At 66.8% G+C, this 17,320-nt stretch carries 15 protein-coding genes and 1 other RNA gene; 11 read left to right on the plus strand and 5 right to left on the minus strand.

Going from position 1 to position 17,320, the window contains the following annotated elements; all coding sequences use genetic code 11:
* Positions 1–40: 40 nt before the first annotated feature.
* From LVJ59_RS01535 to LVJ59_RS01555, 5 genes are all read left to right on the plus strand, one after another.
* Complete coding sequence (locus LVJ59_RS01535) at positions 41–463, plus strand: YchJ family protein (RefSeq protein WP_232761769.1); 423 nt, start codon at positions 41–43, stop codon at positions 461–463.
* Between the two features lie 36 nt (positions 464–499).
* Positions 500–1,234, plus strand: coding sequence for a zinc ribbon domain-containing protein (locus tag LVJ59_RS01540; protein WP_047520074.1), 735 nt, complete (start codon positions 500–502; stop codon positions 1,232–1,234).
* A 22-nt stretch (positions 1,235–1,256) separates the two neighbouring features.
* Positions 1,257–2,957, plus strand: coding sequence for a bifunctional 3'-5' exonuclease/DNA polymerase (locus LVJ59_RS01545; protein ID WP_232761770.1), 1,701 nt, complete (start codon positions 1,257–1,259; stop codon positions 2,955–2,957).
* Positions 2,958–2,997: 40 nt separating this feature from the next.
* Positions 2,998–3,354, plus strand: an RNA gene (gene rnpB, locus LVJ59_RS01550) — RNase P RNA component class A.
* Positions 3,355–3,463: 109 nt separating this feature from the next.
* On the plus strand, positions 3,464–4,945 hold the full coding sequence (locus LVJ59_RS01555; protein ID WP_232761771.1) for an arylsulfatase: 1,482 nt from the start codon (positions 3,464–3,466) through the stop codon (positions 4,943–4,945).
* A 71-nt stretch (positions 4,946–5,016) separates the two neighbouring features.
* On the opposite strand, the gene ppgK is transcribed toward LVJ59_RS01555, so the two are convergent.
* Positions 5,017–5,763, minus strand: a complete 747-nt coding sequence (ppgK, locus tag LVJ59_RS01560; RefSeq protein WP_047520080.1) for a polyphosphate--glucose phosphotransferase — start codon at positions 5,761–5,763, stop codon at positions 5,017–5,019.
* A gap of 68 nt (positions 5,764–5,831) precedes the next feature.
* On the opposite strand from ppgK, the gene LVJ59_RS01565 reads away from it, so the two are divergent.
* Genes LVJ59_RS01565 through LVJ59_RS01580 form a run of 4 tightly spaced genes read left to right on the plus strand, consistent with a single transcriptional unit; the run spans position 5,832 to position 11,350 of the window.
* Complete coding sequence (locus LVJ59_RS01565) at positions 5,832–6,056, plus strand: hypothetical protein (RefSeq protein ID WP_047520082.1); 225 nt, start codon at positions 5,832–5,834, stop codon at positions 6,054–6,056.
* 2 nt (positions 6,057–6,058) lie between these two features.
* Positions 6,059–7,396 (plus strand): type I glutamate--ammonia ligase, encoded by a 1,338-nt coding sequence (gene glnA / locus LVJ59_RS01570; protein WP_047520084.1) that lies wholly within the window; start codon positions 6,059–6,061, stop codon positions 7,394–7,396.
* Between the two features lie 7 nt (positions 7,397–7,403).
* On the plus strand, positions 7,404–10,379 hold the full coding sequence (locus tag LVJ59_RS01575; RefSeq protein ID WP_232761772.1) for a bifunctional [glutamine synthetase] adenylyltransferase/[glutamine synthetase]-adenylyl-L-tyrosine phosphorylase: 2,976 nt from the start codon (positions 7,404–7,406) through the stop codon (positions 10,377–10,379).
* A 50-nt stretch (positions 10,380–10,429) separates the two neighbouring features.
* A complete protein-coding gene (locus LVJ59_RS01580; RefSeq protein WP_052193282.1) occupies positions 10,430–11,350 on the plus strand; it encodes a diacylglycerol kinase family protein in 921 nt (306 codons plus the stop codon).
* A gap of 34 nt (positions 11,351–11,384) precedes the next feature.
* On the opposite strand, the gene LVJ59_RS01585 is transcribed toward LVJ59_RS01580, so the two are convergent.
* Positions 11,385–12,518, minus strand: coding sequence for an AI-2E family transporter (locus LVJ59_RS01585; protein ID WP_232761773.1), 1,134 nt, complete (start codon positions 12,516–12,518; stop codon positions 11,385–11,387).
* A 171-nt stretch (positions 12,519–12,689) separates the two neighbouring features.
* A complete protein-coding gene (gene glnA, locus LVJ59_RS01590) occupies positions 12,690–14,114 on the minus strand; it encodes a type I glutamate--ammonia ligase (RefSeq protein WP_226533076.1) in 1,425 nt (474 codons plus the stop codon).
* A 147-nt stretch (positions 14,115–14,261) separates the two neighbouring features.
* On the opposite strand from glnA (LVJ59_RS01590), the gene LVJ59_RS01595 reads away from it, so the two are divergent.
* Positions 14,262–14,690 (plus strand): RDD family protein, encoded by a 429-nt coding sequence (locus LVJ59_RS01595; protein WP_047520095.1) that lies wholly within the window; start codon positions 14,262–14,264, stop codon positions 14,688–14,690.
* A 27-nt stretch (positions 14,691–14,717) separates the two neighbouring features.
* On the opposite strand, the gene LVJ59_RS01600 is transcribed toward LVJ59_RS01595, so the two are convergent.
* On the minus strand, positions 14,718–15,209 hold the full coding sequence (locus LVJ59_RS01600) for an ATP-dependent zinc protease (protein ID WP_232761774.1): 492 nt from the start codon (positions 15,207–15,209) through the stop codon (positions 14,718–14,720).
* Between the two features lie 20 nt (positions 15,210–15,229).
* On the opposite strand from LVJ59_RS01600, the gene LVJ59_RS01605 reads away from it, so the two are divergent.
* Complete coding sequence (locus LVJ59_RS01605) at positions 15,230–16,417, plus strand: RimK family alpha-L-glutamate ligase (protein WP_047520097.1); 1,188 nt, start codon at positions 15,230–15,232, stop codon at positions 16,415–16,417.
* A 57-nt stretch (positions 16,418–16,474) separates the two neighbouring features.
* Here the strand turns inward: LVJ59_RS01605 and LVJ59_RS01610 are convergent, their stop codons facing one another.
* Positions 16,475–17,185, minus strand: a complete 711-nt coding sequence (locus LVJ59_RS01610; RefSeq protein WP_047520099.1) for a DUF4191 domain-containing protein — start codon at positions 17,183–17,185, stop codon at positions 16,475–16,477.
* Positions 17,186–17,320 lie beyond the last annotated feature (135 nt).

A 17,320-nucleotide genomic window follows, 5' to 3' on the forward strand; every position in this document is an offset into this window, starting at 1 on the left:
TTCTCCTTCTGGGCGTTTCTCCCGAGCGTACGCTGGAGGGATGACAAAGGACGCGGACACGGCGCTGGATGACGCTTCGGCTGTCGAGTCGTCGCGGTGCCCATGCTCCTCCGGAGACGTGTTCGGGCGGTGCTGCGCACCGTTGCTGCGAGGCGCACCGGCCCCGACCGCGGAGCGTCTCATGCGCTCCCGCTACACCGCGTTCCGCCTCGGCGATGCCGCGCATCTGTTGCGGACCTGGCACCCGACGACGAAGCCCCAGGCCATCGAGTTCGACCCGGAGCTGCACTGGCGGCGTCTGATCGTCCTGGATCGAGGGGCGGGTGGTCCGTTCGATCGGGAGGGCGTCGTGGAGTTCGAGGCCTTCTGGCGCCAGGGTGCGGAGCGCGGTTCCTTGCACGAGCGCAGCCGCTTCGTGCGCGAGGACCGACAGTGGCTCTACGTCGACGGAGATGTCCGCTGATGGGCGGATGTCGCTGTAGCGACTAGATTTGAGAGCGTGAACGCCAGCCCCGAGAACCAGCGCACCCTGCTCGACATCGCCGACCTGGATCGGCGCATCGCGCAGGCAGAGCGTGCACGAACGAAGCCGAGTCAGGCGGGCCGGATCACCGAACTCGTCGCCATCCGTCAGGAACAGCTCCGTGAGCTGACCGCTCTCACCGGTGCCCGCGATGACGTTCGCACCGAACTGACACGGCTCGAATCCGACGTCGCGGTCGTCGCGGCGCGTCGGAACCGCGACGCCGAGCGCCTCGCCACGGCCACGAACCCGAAGGACGCACAGGCCCTCGAGCACGAACTGGCGAGCCTCGCCAAGCGGCAGAGCGATCTCGAAGACGCGCAGCTCGATGTGATGGGACGACTCGAAGAGGCGGAGGCCTCCGTCGCAGCGCAGCAGGCGCTGCTGGAGACGACCACGGCGGAAGGCACGTCGCTCACGGCCCAGGCGAAGGCCGACGTCGCGGCGGCGACCGATCTGGGGAGTCAGCTCGCCCGCGACCGTGCGGCTGTCGCCGAGAGCGTGCCGCCGCAGTTGCTCGCCGAGTACTCGCGCCGCGCAGCGAACAGTGCGGGCGCGGCGTTGCTCACCCGGGGAACCTGTGAAGGCTGCCGCATCCTGCTCCCCAGCACCGACCTGAACGACATCCGTCGTGCGGCGGACGACCTCGTCGTGTCGTGCCCCGAGTGCGGCTGCATCCTGGTTCGTACCGAGGAGTCCGGGCTCGCATGAGCGGCGCCCGCACGCACCGCTCATGACGGTGCCGGCGTCGGGCGTCGAACGGCGGATCGCGCTGATCTCGGTGGGGCCGCAGGACCACGTCGCCATCGAGCTCGATGCCGACGACGAAGAGCAGAACCGCACGCCACTGCGCTCAGACGATCTCGCGACGTGGGTGCAGTCCATCGAGGCCGCCGACGCTCCGCGATGGATCATGCGTTCGGCCGTGGAGACGTACGCGCTTCTCCTCGCCGACGGGGTACGGATCGCGCGCAGTCATGATCTGGTGCTCTGTCACGCGATCCTCCGGGACACGTCCTCGGTCGAGACTCCGCTGCCATCCTCCCCGGAATGGGAGCGTCGCGAGCCCACCGTGGCGGTGCCCTCGCTGTTCGATGTGTTCGACGATGAGCGAGGCGACGATCCGATCGCCTCGACGCTCGATCAATATCGTGCGCAACGTCGGGTGATCGCTGCCGCGCCGGACGGACGCCTCACTCTGCTGTGTGCCGCGGAGTCGGCGGGCGGTCTCATCGCGGAGGAGATGCGGGTCGCGGGCCTGCCCTGGGATGAGGACGTGCACGATGCGATCCTGACCGAGACCCTGGGCACCCGTCCCGTCGCCGGAGGCGTGCCGAGCCGGATGGTCGAGCTCGGTGATCGCGTGCGAGACCTCTTGGGGGACGCATCACTTCACCTCGACAGCCAGCAGAAGCTGCTCCGCGCGTTGCACCGCGTGGGGGTGCAGGTCGAGTCCACGAGCCGGTGGGAGCTCGCTGAACACGATCATCCGGTCGTCGAACCGCTGCTCGCGTACAAGAAGTTGTCCCGGCTCCTGAGCGCCAATGGCTGGGCCTGGCTCGCCGAGTGGGTGCATGACGGGCGGTTCCGTCCGGTGTACATCCCCGGGGGCGTGGTCACCGGACGATGGGCGTCGGCCGGCGGGGGAGCGCTGCAGCTGCCTCGCAGCCTTCGTCCTGCGGTGCGGGCCGATCCCGGATGGACCCTCGTCGTCGCCGACGTGGCGCAGCTGGAGCCCCGCATGCTCGCCGCGATGGCTTCGGACGAGGCGATGGCGCTCGCGGCGCGGGGGAGCGACCTCTACGCCGGCGTCGTCGACTCCGGTGCGGTCGCGACGCGGGAGGAGGCGAAGTACGCGGTGCTGGGAGCGATGTACGGCGCCACGACGGGAGACAGCGGACGGCTGGTGCCGCGCCTGCGCAAGGTGTACCCGCGCGCGATGGCGTTGGTCGACGCGGCGGCACGCACCGGTGAGGACGGAGGAATCGTGTCCACGTGGCTCGGCCGTTCGTCGCCGCGGCCGTCGACGGAGTGGATGCGTCTGCAGTCGGATGCGACGGGGGCCGATGCCGAGCCGGCGGTGGTGGCGCTCGCCCGACGCAGGGCACGCGATTGGGGACGCTTCACGCGCAACTTCGTGGTGCAGGGAACCGCTGCGGAATGGTCGCTCATCTGGCTCGCCGAGATTCGTCATCGCCTGCAGCTGATCCCGGAGGTTTCCACGGCGGCCGCGGCCTCGGGTCCGTTCGCGCGGGTGCCGCACCTCGCCTTCTTCCTGCACGACGAGGTGATCCTGCACGTCCCGCAGGAGCATGCGGAGACCGCGGCTGATGCGGTCCGGGAAGCCGCGTCCGTCGCCACCACCCGTCTCTTCGGCTCTTTCCCGATCGATGTGCCCCTCGATCTGCGCATCGCCGAGTCTGCCGACAAGTAGCGGGAGCGTGCGCGGGGAGAAAGTAGACTGGGTATGCGAATGGGTCGACTGGACGGTCGCGTTGCGGGGAACCGCACCGAGGAACGTCCGGGCTCCACAGGGCAGGGCGGTGGGTAACACCCACCCGGAGCAATCCGCGAGAAAGTGCCACAGAGAGTAGACCGCCCCGCAAGGGGTAAGGGTGAAAGGGTGGTGTAAGAGACCACCGGGGGACATGGTGACATGGCCCGCCAGGTAAACCTCGTCCGGAGCAAGGTCAGACAGAGGATGTTGACGCGGCTCGCCGAGTCCTCGGGTAGACCGCTAGAGTGCCACGGCAACGTGTCGCCGAGAGAGATGACCGTCGAAGGGGCGAAGAACCCCGGAACAGAACCCGGCGTACAGGTCGGCCCATTCGCACCGCTTGTACCGATCGTCTCCTCCCGAAAGGGTGAGCGGCGGTTCCCGCACGAGGAGCCGCTTGCTACGTTCGCCTCCATCACGCACGAAACGACGGAGGAGAGCTCATGGCGAAGAAGCCCAACATCATTCTTTTCATGTCCGATGACGTCGGGTGGGGCGACCTCGGATGCTACGGAGGCGGCGAGAACCGCGGTGCTCCGACGCCGAACCTCGACCGACTCGCCGCAGAGGGACTGCAGTTCATGTCCTTCTACGGACAGCCGAGCTGCACGCCCGGACGCGCTGCCGCTCTGACGGGCCGCCTCCCGATCCGCAGCGGGATGACGACGGTCGCGTTCCCCGGAGACGGGGGAGGGCTGCCGGCCCCGGAGTGGACGTTGGCGAGCGTGCTGAAGAAGGCCGACTACGCCACGTGCCACATCGGGAAATGGCACCTGGGTGAAGCGGACTACGCGATGCCCACAGCCCACGGCTTCGACGAGATGTACAACACGACTCTCTATCACCTGAACGCGTACACCTACACCGACAAGGCGTTCAACCCCGACTTCCCGTTCGACGACGAGGCGACCATGAAGATGTGGGGCAACGTCATCGGAGCGCTCGACGGGAAGGCTGGTGAGGAGCCGACCGAGGTGGAGAAGCTGAGTTCCGAGAACATCCCGTTCATCGACGAGAAGTCGACGGATCGCGCGATCGACTACATCGAAGCCCATGCGAATGCCGATGAGCCGTTCTTCCTCTACCTGAACACCGCCAAGCTCCACCAGCCCAACATCCCGCACCCGGACTTCGAGGGGGCCTCGCTGGGTAAGTCGAAGTTCCTCGACTCACTCGTCGAGCTCGATCACCGCGTGGGGGCCGTCATCGACAAGATCCGCGAACTCGGGATCGCCGAAGACACCCTCGTCGTGTGGACCACCGACAACGGTGCCTGGCAGGACGTGTACCCGGACTGCGGATACACGCCGTACCGCGGGACCAAGGGCACGGACTACGAGGGCGGCAGTCGGGTCCCCGCGATCGCCTGGTGGCCCGGAACCATCGAAGCCGGTCGTCGCAACTCGGAGATCGTCGGATCGCTCGACCTGATGGCGACGTTCGCGAGTCTGGCGGGAGTGGACCTCCCCACGGAGGATCGCGAAGGGGAGCCGACGATCTTCGACAGTTACGACCAATCGACGCTTCTGAAGGGCGAGGGCGGCTCCACGCGAGACCACTGGCTCTACATGACGGAGACCGAGATGATCCCCGGAGCCGTGCGTGTCGGTAAGTGGAAGGCGATCTGGAATGTCCGGGATCAGTGGCGCGGGCCTTCGTCCTACACGGCGATCGTGCCCGAGCTCTTCGATCTCTGGCAGGATCCGCAGGAGCGGTACGACATCTTCATGACGAGTTTCGCGGAGAAGACGTGGCAGGCACCGCAGATGGCAGCGCGACTGCTGAGCGTTCTTCCCAGTTATCAGAAGTATCCGAACCGACCTCTCCAGTCGGCCGGGATCAGCTACGCGATGTTCGATGTCGAGGATGCGCAGGTGCAGCAGCAGATCCAGAAGATGCTCCACGGCCTGACATCCAGCGCCTGAGGGCGCGCGGGACGGATGAAGGCTCCGACGACCGCGTCGTCGGAGCCTTCACTGTGTCTGGAGGGACGGGATCAGTCGCCGGCCAGAGACGCCGCACCGATGATGCCCGAGTTGTTCCGGTGGATCGCCGGGACGATCGGCGTCTTCAGGTCGAGCAGCGGGAGGAAGTCGCCGGCGTTCTTCGACACGCCACCGCCGACCACGAACAGGTCGGGGCTGAACAGGAACTCGATATGCGAGTAGAAGGCCTGGAGGCGCTCCGCCCACTCGGCCCAGGTGAGGCCTTCGCGTTCGCGCGCCGACGTCGCGGCGTAGGTCTCGACCGACTCGTACTCACGGAAGTTGAGGTGTCCGAGCTCGGTGTTCGGCAACAGGATGCCGTCGTAGAGGAAAGCGGAACCGATGCCTGTTCCGAGTGTCGTGAGCAGGGTGAAGCCACGCACATCCCTGGCCGCGCCGTGGCGGGCTTCGGCGACGCCAGCGGCGTCCGCGTCGTTCACGAACACGATGTTGCGGCCGAGTCCGTCGCGGAAGAACCGCTCCGCGTCGAAGTCGATCCATTCTTTGGACACGTTGGCGGCGGAGAGCGTCTTGCCCCGCTTCACGATCGCCGGGAACGCCACACCGAGCGGAAGCGTGGACTCATGCACGTCGAGGGTCTTCAGGACCGTCTGCACGGCCACGAGCACGTCCTGCGGCGATGCGCCCGCCGGAGTGGGGACCCGCACCCGATCGGATGCCATGACACCGTGCTCGAGGTCGACGATTCCCGCTTTGATTCCCGTGCCGCCGATGTCGACGCCGATCGCTTTTGCCATGGGGGATAGCTTAGCGACCGCCGTGCACGCCAGTAGGATCGATGACATCACGTGAAGAAGGGGCAGCCATGACTGACGGTGACCACAAGTACTGGTACAACTCGGAGACCGGCGAGGTCGAGTTCGGGATGATCTCGCCCTCCATCGATCGCATCGGTCCGTTCGACACGGAAGCGGAAGCCCGCCGCGCGCCCGAGGTGCTCCGCGAGCGTTCCCGCGCCTGGGCGGAGGAAGAGGCCGTCGAGCAGGGCTGGGACGTCAAGGGCGACACAAAGGGCCAGGGCACGGAGTAGCAATGGACAAGCAGAGGGACTTCGTCCTGCGGACGATCGAAGAGCGCGGCGTCAAGTTCGTGCGCCTGTGGTTCACGGACGTCATCGGCACGCTCAAGTCGGTGGCGATCGCCCCGGCCGAGGTCGAGGGCGCGTTCGCGGAGGGGATCGGCTTCGACGGCTCCGCCATCGAAGGACTGACCCGTACGCAGGAGTCCGACCTGCTGGCCCAGCCTGATCCGACCACGTTCCAGACGCTGCCGTGGCGCGGCGAGATCGATCCGACGGCGCGCATGTTCTGCGACCTGACGACGCCCGACGGTCAGCCGGCCGTCGCCGACCCGCGGCATGTGCTCAAGCGCACGCTCGCGAAGGCCGCGGACGCGGGCTTCACCTTCTACACGCACCCCGAGATCGAGTTCTACCTGCTCAAGTCGTCGTCGTTCGGGCCCGAGGGGCCCGTCCCCGTGGACTCGGCCGGCTACTTCGACAACGTCCCCGGTGGCACGGCGCACGACTTCCGCCGCCGTTCGGTGCGCATGCTGGAAGACCTCGGCATCTCCGTCGAGTTCAGCCACCATGAGGGCGGTCCCGGACAGAACGAGATCGACCTGCGGTACGCCGATGCGCTGACGACGGCCGACAACGTGATGACCTTCCGCACCGTGATCAAAGAGGTAGCGATCGAGCAGGGCGTCTACGCGACGTTCATGCCGAAGCCGCTCAGCGGGCAGCCGGGCAGTGGGATGCACACCCACATGTCGCTCTTCGAAGGCGACCAGAACGCCTTCTACGAAGAGGGCGCCAAGTACCAGCTCTCCAAGACCGGGCGCCACTTCATCGCGGGCCTGCTGAAGCACGCCAACGAGATCTCCGCGGTCACGAACCAGTTCGTCAACTCCTACAAGCGGCTCTGGGGCGGCGACGAAGCCCCGAGCTTCATCACCTGGGGACACAACAACCGCTCTGCGCTCGTGCGGGTGCCCATGTACAAGCCGAACAAGGGGCAGTCGTCACGAGTCGAGTACCGTGCGCTCGATTCCGCGGCGAACCCGTACCTCGCCTACGCGCTCATGCTCGCTGCCGGGCTGAAGGGCATCGAAGAGGGCTACGAGCTCCCGCCCGAGGCTGAGGACAACGTGTGGGCGCTCAGCGACGCCGAGCGACGTGCGCTGGGCTACTCGGCTCTGCCGGCGAGCCTCGACCACGCCCTCGAGTACATGGAGGAGTCGGAGCTCGTCGCCGAGACGCTCGGCGAGCAGGTCTTCAACTACGTGCTGCTCAACAAGCGCAAGGAGTGGGAGGCGTACCGGGGGCAGGTCACCCCACTGGAGCTGAAGAACAACCTCGAGCTGCTCTGAGTCGCGCATGGTCCGTCCGGACGACTCCGTCTCGCTCTCGGCGCTGGCCCGGCTCGGCTTCGCGGAACTGAGCGAGGCCGCGGCTTCCCTCACGGAACTCGCCGAGATCCTCGACCGACCGCACGGCGTGCTGCTCGAAGCAGACGACGCCGCGGACCCCGACGCCGCCGTGCGCGGGCTCCTCCGAGTGGCGCGCCGGGATGCGGGACCGCTGCGGGCGCTGCTCGACGACGAGGTGACCCGTCGACAGGTGTGGCGCGTGTTCGGTGCGTCGGAAGGGCTCGCTGACTTCTTCCTCCGTCACCCCGAGCAGCTCTCGGTCCTCGAAGGCTCGATCAGCGGTCTGTCGACCTCGCGGGAGCTGCAGGAGCGCCTGCTCGCGTCGGTGGGGGCGCGTGACGGATTCGCGCAGACGGGTGACGACGACGCCGTGGTCGCGCTCAGGGTCGCGTATCGTCGCAGCCTCGCCGCCATCGCGGCGTACGACCTCACGCACCCGTCGCCCGCGACCATCGTCGCGGAGGTGTCGGCCGCACTCGCCGATCTCGCCGGCGCCGCACTCGAAGCGTCGCTCGCCGTCGCCAGGACACGGCTCCAGGAGTCGTTGAGCACGGACGAGGTCGCCGCCACGCGCCTCGCCGTCATCGGTATGGGCAAAGCCGGTGCCAGGGAACTGAACTACGTCAGTGACGTGGACGTGATCTTCGTCGGCGGCACCAGAGACGAAGACGTCGTGAGCGAAGCGAAGGCGATGGACATCGCCACCCGGCTCGCACGCGAGACCATGCGGAATCTGAGCGGCATCGAGATCGAGCCGCCGCTGTGGGAGGTGGACGCCGCGCTCCGACCGGAGGGCAAGCAAGGAGCACTGGTCCGTTCCGTCGCCTCCCATCTGGCGTACTACGATCGCTGGGCCAAGAGCTGGGAGTTCCAGGCCCTGCTCAAAGCGCGCCCCCTCGCAGGGGACCCCGAGCTCGGTGCGGAGTACATCGCCGCCGTGCAACCGAAGATCTGGTCGAGCGCGGCCAGGCAGGACTTCGTCGAGAGCGTCCAGCGGATGCGTGAGCGGGTGATGGAGTACATCGACCCCGAAGACGTGCCCTATCAGCTCAAGCTCGGCGCCGGCGGACTCCGGGACATCGAGTTCACGGTCCAGCTGCTGCAGCTCGTCCATGGCCTCACCGACGAGACGCTGTGTACGCGCGGCACGCTCGAGAGCCTCGATGCATTGGTCGCCGGCGGATACATCGGGCGGGCGGACGCGGCCACCTTCGCCGACGACTACCGGGTGCTGCGGCTGATGGAGCACCGTCTGCAGCTGCGCGAGCTCAGCCGGACCCACCTCATGCCCCGAACCCCCGCGGGGCTGCGGGTGCTCGCTCGTGCCACCGGATTGGCCGAGAGCGGTGGCGCGGTCTGGTCCCGCTGGGAGAGCGTGCGGCGTGAGGTGCGGGAGATCCACACACGGCTTTTCTACCGGCCGCTTCTCAGCGCGGTCGCCGGACTCCCCGAAGAGGAGCGCACGCTCTCGGCTGCGCAGGCACATGACCGACTGGCGGCGATCGGGTTCCGCGACCCCGCGGGAGCCCTCCGTCACATCGGCGCGCTCACAAGCGGGCTCTCTCGCAAGGCCACCATCCAGCGTCATCTGATGCCCATCATGGTGCGCTGGTTCGCCGACGGGAGCGACCCCGACTATGCCCTCCTCGCCTTCCGGCGGATCAGTGAGCGCCTCGGCGACACTCCCTGGTTCCTCCGGATGCTGCGGGACTCCTCCGGCGCTGCCGAGAGCCTGACACGCTTGCTCTCCTCCTCGCGGTACATCGGTGAGCTGTTGGAGTGGATCCCCGAGTCGGTCGCGTGGCTGGACAGCTCCGGACGGCTGCGCCCCCGCGGAGCCGCGGCGTTGGATGAGGAGGCGCGGGCGATCCAGACGCGCCACGAGACCATCGGCGACGCCCTGCGTGCCGTGCGCGCGCTGCGTCGCCGGGAGCTCCTCCGTACGGCGATGGGGGCGGTTCTCGGAGTACTCACCATCGAAGAGGTGGCGACGGCGCTCACGGACATCACCGAGGCGACCATCCAGGCCGCCCTGCGCGCCGTGCTCCGCGAGGTGGTCCCCGCAGAGGACGAGGATCTGGACTTCGCCGTCATCGCGATGGGACGTTTCGGGGGAGCCGAACTCGGTTTCGGTTCGGATGCCGACATCCTCTACGTGTACGACGCGAACGGCGTAGACCCGCAGCGCGCGCAGAAGCTCGCCACGCAGATCGTCGCCGGACTCCGCGAGCACGTCACCGACCACAGGCTCCCGCTCGACCTCGATGCCGATCTCCGTCCGGAGGGGCGCAACGGTCCCGTCGTTCGATCCATCGAGGCGTACACCGAGTACTACCGTCGCTGGTCGTTGTCGTGGGAGGCGCAGGCGCTGCTGCGCGCACGAGGCGTGGCCGGGAGCACGAAGCTGATCGAGAAGTTCACCGCGCTGGCGGACACGATCCGTTATCCCGAGGCGGTCGACCTCCAGAGCACGCGCGAGATCAAGCGCATCAAGGCCAGGGTCGAGGGCGAGCGATTGCCGCAGGGCGCGGACCCCAGGCGGCATCTGAAGCTCGGCCCCGGAACGCTCAGCGACGTCGAATGGCTGGTGCAGATGCTGCAGCTCCAGCACGCTCATGCGATTCCCGGTCTGCGCACGACCTCGACGTTGGGCGCGCTCGATGCCGCCGTCGAAGCGGGGCTCGTGACCGAAGACGACGCCGAGCGGCTGCGCGAGGCGTGGCGACTGTCGAGCAGGCTCCGCTCGGCGATCACCCTCCTGACGGGCAAGACGAGCGATCTGCTTCCGGTGGATCGACGACAGCTGGATGCCATCGGTCGCCTTCTGGGCTATCCCGACCGGTCGGCGACCGAGCTCGAGGAGGACTACCTGGGTGTCACACGGCGTGCACGCAAGACCTTCGAGGACCTGTTCTACGGCTGAATCCGCGCCGCGAGTTTGCAGTATCGGGGCGCGTGTCCCAAGCTGACGATATGACTCACGCGCGCATCGGCATCGTCTGGAATCCTTCGAAGGTCGAGCAGGCGGATCTGCACGATGCGGTAGCCGGCGTCTTCGACGATTCGTATGACGTCCGTTGGTGGGAGACGACTCCGGAGGACCCCGGTCGCGGCATGGCTCGAGAGGCGCGTGACGACGCCAGGGACCTGGTGATCGCGGTCGGCGGCGACGGCACCGTCCGCGCGGTCGCAGAGGCGCTGGCAGGCTCGGAGACGGCGCTCGGGATCGTGCCGCAGGGGACGGGTAACCTTCTCGCTCGCAACCTCGAGGTCCCGCTGAACGATGTGACCGCCGCGCTGGAACGCATCCGTGATGCCGAGGCACGTCGCATCGACCTGGGATGGGTGTCGTATGACGGAACCGAGCATGCGTTCGCCGTGATGGTCGGCTTCGGTATCGACGCGCAGATGTTGGTCGAGACCGACGACGACCTCAAGTCGAAGGCTGGATGGCTCGCCTATGTCGAAGCGATGGGCCGCGCCCTCGCCGGCACCGAGATGACCGAGATCACTCTCGCCATCGACGGGGAGAAGGCGGTCGCCCTGCGCGGGCACACCATGCTGATCGGCAACTGTGGGATGGTGCAGGGCGGGATCAGACTGCTGCCGGACGCCGTGCTCGACGACGGCAAGCTCGATGTGCTCATGGTCAGTGCGGACGGGGCGCTGCAGTGGCTCGACACCCTGCGGTCCTTCGTCTGGGACAACGGCATCCGACGTCTGTTCGGCGCCACCGACGAAGCCGTCAGCACGGATTCCACGCGCCACCTTCCCGTCGAGCGCATCGACGTCGAGTTGGCGACGCCGCTCATGTTCGAGATCGATGGTGAGGAGATGGGGGAGGTCTCCGCCTTCGAGGTGCGCGTGGAGCCCGGCGCTCTGCTCGTCCGGTAGGGACTCCGCTTCCGCGAACGGCGGCGGAGTCCGATCAGTGCGACGTCGCCGGGGGAACGATCTTCCGGTCCTGCGCAGGGAACGTCACCTTCTGCACGATGATGATGATGCTCGCGGCGACCGGGATCGCGACGAGCGCGCCGAGGATGCCGCCCAGCGTTCCACCGGCCACGGCGGCGATCACCACGAGCGCTCCCGGCACCGCAACGGCTCTGCTCATGATGCGGGGGGAGAGCACGTATGCCTCGATCTGCATATAGACCAGGTAGTAGATGATCGCGATCAGGGCGGTCAGAGGTGACGCGAAGAGGCAGATCAACGAGTTGATGATCGACGCGGTCAGCGTTCCCACCAAGGGGATCAGGGACCCGATGAAGGCGATCAGGGCGAGCAGCGCAGGAACGGGAGCGCCGATGATGCTGAGGAAGATCAGGCTCAGGATGCCGTTGATGAGCGCCAGGCTCGCTTGGCCGATCACATAGCGGCCGACGGCGCCGGAGACGTCTTCGAGGAGTCCGCTGAAGGTGTCGCGCTGGTAGGCCGGCACGAAGCGGGCGGCAACGTGCTTCATGCTCCGCAGCGAAGCCATGAAGTACAGGGTCAGGATCAGGACGATCGTGACGCCGGTCACCCCGCCCGCGATGCCCGCTCCGACGGCGAAGACACCACCTCCGATGTCGAGGAAGTTGTCCGGGTCCTGGACGAAGTCGAGAACGCCCTGGACGGCGTCCGTGATGGTGGAGCCGAACTGGCCGCTGACGTCCTTGTACCAGGCGCTGGCCATGAAGTCCTCGACCATCTGCGGGCCGTCCTTGATCAGGTTGCTGATCTGCTCGACGAGGAGCGGGATGATGGCGAGGATGATGCCCGCGAAAGCGAGGATCACGCCCGCGACGACGATCGTGACCGCTGCCGGTCGGGGGAGCTTCCGTTCGATGAAGGTGACGATCGGGTCGAGGCCGAGCGCGAGGAAGATCGCCACACCGATGTACACGAGCACCGTGGCGAGCTGACCGATGACGCCACCGATGGCCAGGGCCACGAGCACACCGAGTGCACCGAGCAGACCGAACTTGAACGGGTTCGTGCGCGCATACGCGGTGACGGCGTTCGATCGCTGGGTCGCGGTGTCTTCCGCCGGCGCGTGCAGCTCGGTCTTCACGGTCATTCTTCTACGGCGCATGGTTCCCCCGGTCGACGCTCAGACTCACAAGTTGATCACCCGGATGCCACGCGGTCAAGCGCGCCACGGCGCAGGGAGCGGCGGGTTTCGGAGACGCAGAGAGGCCCCACAGCCGCAGACGCGGTTGTGGGGCCTCTCCGTGCCGTTGCGGGGCGGTCAGACCCCGAAGTACAGCTCGTACTCGAACGGGTGCGGGCGCTGTGCCATCGGCAGGATCTCGTTCTCGTACTTGTAGGAGATCCAAGTCTCGATGAGCTCCTTGGTGAACACGCCGCCCTCGAGGAGGAACTGGTGGTCGGCCGCCAGCGCGTCGAGCGAGTCGAGCAGGGAGTTCGGGACCTGCGGGATGTCCTTGGCCTCCTCGGGCGGGAGCTCGTAGAGGTCCTTGTCGACGGGCTCGTGCGGCTCGATGCGGTTCTTGATGCCGTCGAGGCCCGCCATCAGCTGTGCGGCGAAGGCGAGGTAAGGGTTGCCGGAGGCGTCGGGGGCGCGGAACTCGATGCGCTTGGCCTTCGGGTTGGAGCCGGTGATCGGGATGCGGATCGCGGCGGAACGGTTGCCGGCCGAGTAGACCAGGTTGACCGGAGCCTCGAAGCCCTTGACCAGACGGTGGTAGCTGTTCAGGGTCGGGTTGGTGAACGCGAGCAGCGCCGGCGCGTGTGCCAGGATGCCGCCGATGTACCAGCGCGCGATGTCGCTGAGCTGACCGTAGCCGGCCTCGTCGTAGAACAGCGGCTCGCCGTCGTTCCACAGCGACTGGTGCGTGTGCATACCCGAGCCGTTGTCGCCGTAGAGGGGCTTCGGCATGAAGGTCGCGACCTTGCCCCACTCCTGAGCGGTGTTCTTGACGATGTACTTGAACTTGAGGATGTCGTCCGCCGCGTGGACCATCGTGTCGAAGCGGTAGTTGATCTCCTGCTGACCGGCGGTTCCCACCTCGTGGTGCGAACGCTCGAGCGTGAACCCGGACTCGATGAGCTTGAGGGTGATGTCGTCACGCAGGTCGGCGGTCTTGTCGACAGGGCTCACCGGGAAGTAGCCGCCCTTGTACGGGGTCTTGTTGGCGAGGTTGCCGCCCTCTTCCTCACGGCCGGTGTTCCACGCGGCCTCCTCGGAGTCGACCTTGTAGAAGCTCTCGCCGGCGGTGACCGAGTAGCGGACGTCGTCGAAGATGTAGAACTCCGCCTCGGGGGCGAAGAAGGCGGTGTCGGCGATGCCGGTCGAGGCCAGGTACTTCTCGGCCTTCTTGGCGACCTGACGCGGGTCCTTCGAGTAGATCTCGCCGGTGCGCGGGTTGTAGATGTCGAAGAGCATGACGAGCGTGCTCGCCTCGCGGAACGGGTCGACGTACGCCGTCGTGACGTCGGGGATGAGCTGCATGTCCGACTCGTGGATGCTCGCGAAGCCGCGGATCGAGGAACCGTCGAACAGCTGGCCGTCGGTGAAGAAAGCCTCGTCGACCGTCGATGCAGGAATGTTGAAGTGCTGCTGAACACCCGGGAGATCGGTGAAGCGGATGTCAAGGAACTTGACGTCGTTCTCCTTGATGTAGGTCAGTACTTCGGACGAATCTTTGAACATGTACGACTCCTGTAATGCGGATCGATGGCTTCACGGCCACTCTGCAGAGTACGGACGGGGGATTTCTCTACGGTATCCGCTTTGTTTCGGGCGTGTTACAGGCGTGAGGTCGTCACCGCGACTTTTCGGGCTCGGTAGGCTGGGGGAGTGACGGATGCTGTGAACACGTACCCCGGTGAGCGACTCGGACTCCCGGAGTCGGGTACCGGGAGCATCGCCCGCCCCGGTCGGCGCATCGGCGCTCTTCTGATCGACTACGCCGCGGCGACGATCATCGCGACGGGCTTTCTTGGATACGACCAGTTCGCGCTCCCCACGGAGGCCGGGCTCACCCAGTTCGCGCCGATGCTCGTGTTCGCGGTGCTTCAGATCCTCTTCATCCCGACGGCGGGCGGCAGCCCGGGCCACCGCATCCTCGGAATGCGTCTGGTGCGTCGAGACGGCGGCTGGATCGGTCTGTGGCGTCCTGTGGTGCGGACACTGCTGCTCATCGTCGTCGTCCCCGCAGTGATCTGGGACAGCGACCAGCGCGGGCTCCACGACAAGGCCATCGGGACGATCCTCATCCGCGCCTGAGACGTGATCCGCGCCGGAGTCGAGCGCTCAGACTTTGCCGCGGTTGCGACGTCGCGCTTCGCGGGGCGCGCGGCCGCCGAGGAACGATCGCGCCGGATCGACGGAGAAACCCTGTCGAAGGGCCTCGCGTCCGATGAGCATGCGGAACCCCATCTCGTCGCGGTTGCTCAGCGTCACCTCCGCGAGCACTTCGCGGTCCACGAGACGGATCAGCAGCTCCACCACGAGACGCTCCTGCGCGTGCCCTGAGGAGCTTCGTACGGCCCGACGGTCGTGCACCGGGCACTCCACGACCACGGCATCCTCCTGGCTGTCCTGCCAGGGCTTGACCTTGAAGCGGACCCAGGTCTCGCCGTCCTGTGCGAACTCCACGATGTCGAAGGCGTGCAACGACGAGGTGCGCGCGCCCGTGTCGATCTTGGCCTTGATCCAGTCCACTCCGAGATCGGGCAGGCTCACCCATTCTCGCCACCCCGTAAGGGTGTTTGAATGGGGGGTAGACCTACTCACCTGATACATCCTGGCAGGAAAAATCCCCCGTGAAGATCGCAGTGCTCTCCCGCGCGCCGCAGGCGTACTCCACTCAGCGACTGCGCGCCGCGGCGCTTCAGCGCGGACACAACGTGAAGGTGTTGAACACCCTGCGTTTCGCGATCGATCTGACTGCCGATGAACCCGATCTCCACTACCGCGGTCGCCAATTGAGTGACTACGACGCCATCTTGCCGCGCATCGGTAACTCGATCACGTATTTCGGCACCGCCGTGGTGCGGCAGTTCGAGCAGATGGACGTCTACACGCCGAACACCGCCAACGGGATCTCGAGTGCCCGCGACAAATTGCGGGCGAACCAGATCCTGTCACGGCACAACATCGCGATGCCGCCGACCGCGTTCGTGCGCAACCGCGCCGACGTGCGACCGGCGATCGAGCGGGTCGGTGGTGCTCCCGTCGTGATCAAGCTCTTGGAGGGAACGCAGGGGATCGGTGTCATCCTCGCTCCGCAGGTCAAGGTGGCTGAGGCGATCATCGAGACGCTCCACTCCACCAAGCAGAACGTCCTGATCCAGAAGTTCATCTCCGAGAGCCGTGGCCGCGACATCCGGGCGTTGGTGGTCGGCGATCGAGTGGTCGCGGCGATGCGTCGATCCGCGGCCGGCGACGAGTTCCGCTCGAACGTGCACCGCGGCGGATCGGTCGAGGCGATCGAACTGGACCCCGTCTACGAGCGTGCGGCCGTGCGGTCCGCCCAGATCATGGGTCTGCGGGTGGCGGGTGTCGACATGCTCGAGGGCGATGACGGCCCGCTGGTCATGGAGGTCAACTCCTCGCCGGGGCTTCAGGGGATCGAGTCCGCGACGAAGCTCGACGTCGCCGGTGCGATCATCGACTACATCGCCGGGCAGGTCGCTTTCCCCGAGATCGATGTCCGCCAGCGTCTGACCGTCTCGACGGGCTACGGCGTCGCCGAGCTCATGGTGCACGGCGCCGTCGACCTGGTCGGGAAGACTCTCGGCGAGGCAGGGCTCTGGGAGCGCGACATCACGGTCCTCACGCTCCACCGCGGCGTCAGCGTGATTCCCAATCCTCGCAAGCACGTCGTGCTGGAAGCGGACGACAGGCTGTTCTGCTTCGGCAAGCTCGACGAGATGCGTTCGATGGTCCCCGAGCGGCGTCGTCGTCGCGCGAAGGTTCGCCGCCTGCCACGCCAGCCGCTCTCGGAGTGAGCGAGAACGCGGCCGCCCTCGAAAGAGGACGGCCGCGTTGTTCGTGCGGGTGTCAGATCACCGCGGGCGCTGGGAGCGCACCTTCGTGGGGTCGATCCCCTTGGGAATCGGCAGCGAGGACAACGACTGCGACACGGATTCCACGCGGCGGATGACGGCAGCCATGGTGGCCTTGTCGATCGCCTTGGGGATCTTCTTGATCGTCTTCGCGAGGTCGGCGATCGCGACCTCGTCTTCGCCGTGTCCGACATAGATCACCGTGATCGGGACGCCGTGTGCGACGCGCTGGGCCTTGCTGCGCTCCTCGTTGACCAGGCGGGTGAGTCGGCCACGCGCGCCCTCGCCCACGACGACGATGCCACCACGGCCGATCGTGCGGTAGACGGCTTCCTGCGTCTTCGGGTTGATGCCGACCGGTGTCTCCGAGGCCTGCCACTTGCGGCCGAGGCTGGTGCTGAGCACGTGGCCGGTGGCGCCGGGCATGCCGTCGATCTTCGCGTACATGGCCGACGTCGACAGGCGCGTCATGAGGAACAGGGCGCCGAGGATACCCAGCATCAGGCCGGTGATGCCCCAGAGGATGAGGGTCCAGACCTGGAAGGGCGGGATCAGATAGCCGGCGACGAGGCCGAGGAGGACGCCGCCGATGAGGATGGCGAGCTGTGCCCAGGGAAGCCACGAGTAGGCCTCGCGGGTGAACCGGAAGAGGGACTTGATCTGGGAGAAGAACCCAGGACGCTTTTCGGGTTCAGAAGCACGCTTTGCCATGAGGACCAGCCTACCGAGTCCTCGACCCTCCTGATGTCGGCGTTCGCGCGAAGCGGAGGCGAACGCACCTCTTCTGCACATGCGTGGAAACCCTCGGAGTCTATTCACAATGCCTCCGAACAGCCCGTCGAGCGC

The organism is Microbacterium sp. KKR3/1 (assembly GCF_021272365.1).
GTDB classification, from domain to species: Bacteria; Actinomycetota; Actinomycetes; order Actinomycetales; family Microbacteriaceae; genus Microbacterium; species Microbacterium aurugineum.